General features: G+C 71.2%; 1 protein-coding gene and 2 pseudogenes. All 3 read right to left on the bottom strand.

Annotated elements, in window-relative coordinates:
• Positions 1–569: pseudogene (locus DW307_RS00030) on the bottom strand (hypothetical protein); the annotation flags it as partial.
• Positions 569–1,384, bottom strand: coding sequence for a PP2C family protein-serine/threonine phosphatase (locus DW307_RS00035; RefSeq protein WP_021198482.1), 816 nt, complete (start codon positions 1,382–1,384; stop codon positions 569–571). The gene DW307_RS00035 and the pseudogene DW307_RS00030, both read right to left, overlap by 1 nt.
• A pseudogene (locus DW307_RS00040) lies at positions 1,381–2,054 on the bottom strand (FHA domain-containing protein); the annotation flags it as partial. The pseudogene DW307_RS00040 and the gene DW307_RS00035, both read right to left, overlap by 4 nt.

Genomic DNA, 2,054 nt, shown 5'->3' on the forward strand with positions numbered 1-2,054 from the left:
AGCGGCTCCTCGGCCTCGGGCTCCGGCACGACCGGCTCGGCGGCGACGGCCTCGGGCAGAGCCGGTTCCGAGAGCACGGCGCCGACCACGGGCGACGGCCCGAGCACGGAGGTGAGCGGATCGGCGTCGCTCGGCTCGAGCTCGGCGCTCACGGCCGCGGCACGCACGATGCCGCTCTGCACGGGCAGGCCGTCGGCGTCGGTCGGGGCCTCGACGGTGATCTCGATCTTCGACGCACCGCTGAGGAATCGCTCGTTCCATGTCGTGACCTCAGCGCCGGACAGCTCGAACGAGTCGGTCGGGGTCGCGACCTGGGCGGAGACCGCGCCTCGCAGGGCGATGCGCACATCGGCACCTTCGGCGACGGCGGCGACGAAGGACGGCAGCGACGTGAACGAGCCTCCCGCGTGTGCGGTGAGCACATCGACGACCGTCGCGAGCGTCTTCTCCTCCGGCATCCGCTCCCACAGCCGCGCGACGACATCGCCCGGGACGTCGGGGGGCAGCGCGACGAGCGCTCCCGGGATGACGATCAGGTACCACTGTCCCGGTCGGTAGATGGTCTGCATCAGCGAACCCCTCCTGCTGCGGCTTCTCGTGGACGTGTGTCCTGGTCGATGTCCGTGTCGGTGGCCATCAGCGTGCCCGGCCGTGAGGCGACGGAGACGGCATCGACGACGAGGACGGTGATGTTGTCCCTGCCCCCGGCGCTGACGGCCTCGTCGACGAGCACATCAGCGGCCCGCTGCGGATCCGACTCGGCGTTCAGAACCTCGCGGATGCGCGCGTCCGGCACCTCGGAGGTGAGTCCGTCGGAGCACACCAGGATGCGGTCGCCCAGTTCTGCGGGGAACATCCAGTAGTCGGCGTCTCCCGTGCTGCTCGCGCCGATGGCCCGGGTGATGATGTTGCGGCGTCGATCGGAGACGGCGTCCTCGGTCGTGAGCTCGCCCGACTCGATCAGCTCCTGCACCACGGAGTGGTCGACGCTGATCTGCTCGAGCTCGCCGTCGGCGAAGCGGTAGGTGCGCGAGTCTCCGATGTTGAGCGCGAGCCAATACCCCATGCCGTCGACGGACGCGATCACCACTCCGCTGAGAGTGGTCCCCGCGCGGCCGTTGCCGGAGGTGGACAGCTCCTCCACGCTCTCCCTCGAGAGCGACAGCGCGTGGCGGACATCGTCGAGCACGAGCGCCGAACGTCCGATGTACCGCGCGAACTCGGCGATCACGGCGGCGCTCGCGCGCTCTCCGGCCTCGTGGCCACCCATTCCGTCGGCGACCAGGAAGATCGGAGCGGCCGCCAGATGTGCGTCCTCGTTCAGCGCACGCCGAAGCCCCGGATGCGTCGCGGATCCGGTCGAGACGATGAGTCCCGGCCTCACGCGTAGCCGCCGATCGTGACGATGCGGTCGCCGATCTCGATGGCGTCGCCCAGACGCACGGGCACGCGTTGCCCCGCGGGGCAGGCGATCCGCTGTCCTGCGCGCACGATGGTCATGCCGTTCGTGGAATGGCGATCCATCACCCACCCGCCCGACGTCTCCGCTGCGGCCTCGAAGTGCGTCTTCGAGAGGGAGAGCGTCTCGTCGCGCACGGGGACGAGCGTGGCTCCCTCTTCCGGGGCAGGGTTGCGCCCGAACACCGTGCGTCGTGAGACGGATACTCGCGTGCCGTCATCCCAGGTGAAGACGAGGCGATGCCCCGGAACACTGATCCTGGTGTCCTCGAGATCGTCCTCCTCGACGACCGCCGAGGAGGGAGCCGCAGGAACAGCCGAGGCGTCCGGGACAGGCGCGGCTGCCGGCACCGGGGGCACTGGCGGCGCAGGCGGTGCGACGGGAGCCACCGGGTGCTGCTGGATGGTCGCGTCGATCTCGGGTTCGGGCTCCACCGCCGGCGCGGACCGCACGGGGGCGTCCTGCGTGATGCCGGGGACGAAGGCGATGAGCGATCCCGCCTCGGCGACGGGCGCCGCGGGGGCGGCCGGTCGCGGAGGGATGGAGGCCGGTGCCGGAGAGGCGAGCGCAGCCGGGGCTGCTGCCGGCGGCTGCG

The organism is Microbacterium sp. K27 (genome assembly GCF_004794435.1).
Classification (GTDB): Bacteria; Actinomycetota; Actinomycetes; order Actinomycetales; family Microbacteriaceae; genus Microbacterium; species Microbacterium maritypicum_A.